4 protein-coding genes are annotated in these 3039 nt (G+C 48.8%); 2 read left to right on the top strand and 2 right to left on the bottom strand.

The annotated features are described in order from the left end of the window. The first annotated feature begins 63 nt into the window (after nucleotides 1-63). Complete coding sequence (locus OGY07_RS02980; RefSeq protein ID WP_001067855.1) at nucleotides 64-768, top strand: IS6-like element IS26 family transposase; 705 nt, start codon at nucleotides 64-66, stop codon at nucleotides 766-768. Between the two features lie 143 nt (nucleotides 769-911). Here the strand turns inward: OGY07_RS02980 and OGY07_RS02975 are convergent, their stop codons facing one another. Further along, nucleotides 912-1553, bottom strand: coding sequence for a type A-2 chloramphenicol O-acetyltransferase CatII (locus OGY07_RS02975; RefSeq protein ID WP_001011939.1), 642 nt, complete (start codon nucleotides 1551-1553; stop codon nucleotides 912-914). A 149-nt stretch (nucleotides 1554-1702) separates the two neighbouring features. Next, nucleotides 1703-2203, bottom strand: coding sequence for a hypothetical protein (locus tag OGY07_RS02970; protein WP_001239317.1), 501 nt, complete (start codon nucleotides 2201-2203; stop codon nucleotides 1703-1705). Nucleotides 2204-2282: 79 nt separating this feature from the next. On the opposite strand from OGY07_RS02970, the gene OGY07_RS02965 reads away from it, so the two are divergent. After that, nucleotides 2283-2987: an IS6-like element IS26 family transposase gene (locus OGY07_RS02965; protein ID WP_001067855.1), complete on the top strand. Its 705-nt coding sequence runs from the start codon at nucleotides 2283-2285 to the stop codon at nucleotides 2985-2987. The last annotated feature ends 52 nt before the right edge of the window (nucleotides 2988-3039 follow it).

Raw genomic sequence — 3039 nt, 5'->3', positions numbered from 1 at the left:
GGCACTGTTGCAAATAGTCGGTGGTGATAAACTTATCATCCCCTTTTGCTGATGGAGCTGCACATGAACCCATTCAAAGGCCGGCATTTTCAGCGTGACATCATTCTGTGGGCCGTACGCTGGTACTGCAAATACGGCATCAGTTACCGTGAGCTGCAGGAGATGCTGGCTGAACGCGGAGTGAATGTCGATCACTCCACGATTTACCGCTGGGTTCAGCGTTATGCGCCTGAAATGGAAAAACGGCTGCGCTGGTACTGGCGTAACCCTTCCGATCTTTGCCCGTGGCACATGGATGAAACCTACGTGAAGGTCAATGGCCGCTGGGCGTATCTGTACCGGGCCGTCGACAGCCGGGGCCGCACTGTCGATTTTTATCTCTCCTCCCGTCGTAACAGCAAAGCTGCATACCGGTTTCTGGGTAAAATCCTCAACAACGTGAAGAAGTGGCAGATCCCGCGATTCATCAACACGGATAAAGCGCCCGCCTATGGTCGCGCGCTTGCTCTGCTCAAACGCGAAGGCCGGTGCCCGTCTGACGTTGAACACCGACAGATTAAGTACCGGAACAACGTGATTGAATGCGATCATGGCAAACTGAAACGGATAATCGGCGCCACGCTGGGATTTAAATCCATGAAGACGGCTTACGCCACCATCAAAGGTATTGAGGTGATGCGTGCACTACGCAAAGGCCAGGCCTCAGCATTTTATTATGGTGATCCCCTGGGCGAAATGCGCCTGGTAAGCAGAGTTTTTGAAATGTAAGGCCTTTGAATAAGACAAAAGGCTGCCTCATCGCTAACTTTGCAACAGTGCCTTCTGAAACGAAATTACAGATTACGGTTAAAATATAAAAAAAAGCCACCAATCCTGCCGGATACGGTGGCTTAAATACAGAATTAATTAATTTATTTCAGTATGTTATCACACATCAGCTGAAGTGTATTGATAAACCTTGCTGCATGAAAACCATCACAGACTGCATGATGAACCTGTACAGAAACAGGTAATAGTACGCGGTCACCTTCCTGCTGAAACTTTGCCATTGTAAAAACCGGGGAAAAATAATCATCATTTCCGGTGATATTCAGATTAAATCCGTCAAAACTCACCCAGGGTAACGATGATATATTCAGGTGATTCTCCGGTAAATTTCCCTGCGGAAACAACCTGGTATCATGCTGATATTCTGCTGTTACCGCGTTATAACCCGCCATAAACTCACTGAGATCCGGAAAATAACGGCAGGACAGTGCGGAGAATGTTTCGGTTTCTTTATGAAAGACAGTAAAGACCGGGTCTGACTGTTCCCAGTAAATCAGTTCATTATCTTTCATTGCCATCCGGAACTCCGGAAACTGATTAACAGCCCGGGAGATCAGGTAAATCATCAGCGGATAAAACTTATAACCGGTTTTCGCCAGTGCAGTACGCAAAGCGGTAATATCGAGTTTGGTGGTCAGGCTGAATCCGCATTTAATCTGCTGACGATAAAGGGCAAAATGTTCCCTGCGATTCCAGGTATTCAGGTCAATCCGGGTAAAATTCATGGTTATTCCTTCTGATTAATAGTGAAAAATATTAATAATCAGAAGGCAGTCTGGTTGTCTCAATGGGTAACATTCCGTCCTCCGTAAGCTGTCTGGTATTCAGTAATAATACCCGATACGGGCTTAATCTGTATTAAGCCCGGTTTTATTTATTCCGGCCACTCATCCGCAAATACATAGCGGATCAGTTCTGCGGATTCACGGGGCGGTGCTCTCAGCACATCCGCCATTAAATCAATTTCCATCTGACAGGTTTGCAGCTTGTCTTCCGCCAGCACATACGGATCATCCGTCAGGAAACTATCGCCGTATTTATCCACCGACCCCTGTATTTGTGCCGAAAATAATGACTGAATTTCATCAGCGGAATAATGCGCAACCGGAGCCCCTTCACCGGCTGAATTCACCAGATCCAGCAACGCTCTGTTACCGATAATAAAGTCACGGTACCCGGCGGAAGCCTTTTTCATATCCGGCGGGCCAGACACTTCCGGATGCAGCACACGAAAGCAGAAGTCACCGGAGGTATCCTGCGCCAGTGCTTTCTGCAAAAATTCCAGCCGCATTTTCCCGTAATTAATCACCGCGTCATCCCCCGCGAGATAAAGCAGTTTTTTAATATTTTCGGTGGCCCACTGTTGCAGGCGCATATAGTACTCTAAACAGGGCACTGTTGCAAATAGTCGGTGGTGATAAACTTATCATCCCCTTTTGCTGATGGAGCTGCACATGAACCCATTCAAAGGCCGGCATTTTCAGCGTGACATCATTCTGTGGGCCGTACGCTGGTACTGCAAATACGGCATCAGTTACCGTGAGCTGCAGGAGATGCTGGCTGAACGCGGAGTGAATGTCGATCACTCCACGATTTACCGCTGGGTTCAGCGTTATGCGCCTGAAATGGAAAAACGGCTGCGCTGGTACTGGCGTAACCCTTCCGATCTTTGCCCGTGGCACATGGATGAAACCTACGTGAAGGTCAATGGCCGCTGGGCGTATCTGTACCGGGCCGTCGACAGCCGGGGCCGCACTGTCGATTTTTATCTCTCCTCCCGTCGTAACAGCAAAGCTGCATACCGGTTTCTGGGTAAAATCCTCAACAACGTGAAGAAGTGGCAGATCCCGCGATTCATCAACACGGATAAAGCGCCCGCCTATGGTCGCGCGCTTGCTCTGCTCAAACGCGAAGGCCGGTGCCCGTCTGACGTTGAACACCGACAGATTAAGTACCGGAACAACGTGATTGAATGCGATCATGGCAAACTGAAACGGATAATCGGCGCCACGCTGGGATTTAAATCCATGAAGACGGCTTACGCCACCATCAAAGGTATTGAGGTGATGCGTGCACTACGCAAAGGCCAGGCCTCAGCATTTTATTATGGTGATCCCCTGGGCGAAATGCGCCTGGTAAGCAGAGTTTTTGAAATGTAAGGCCTTTGAATAAGACAAAAGGCTGCCTCATCGCTAACTTTGCAACAGTGCC

It is taken from the genome of Citrobacter sp. Cs237 (assembly GCF_030332325.1).
Lineage (GTDB): Bacteria > Pseudomonadota > Gammaproteobacteria > Enterobacterales > Enterobacteriaceae > Citrobacter_A > Citrobacter_A sedlakii.
This window is presented reverse-complemented; position numbering and strand designations above follow the sequence as displayed.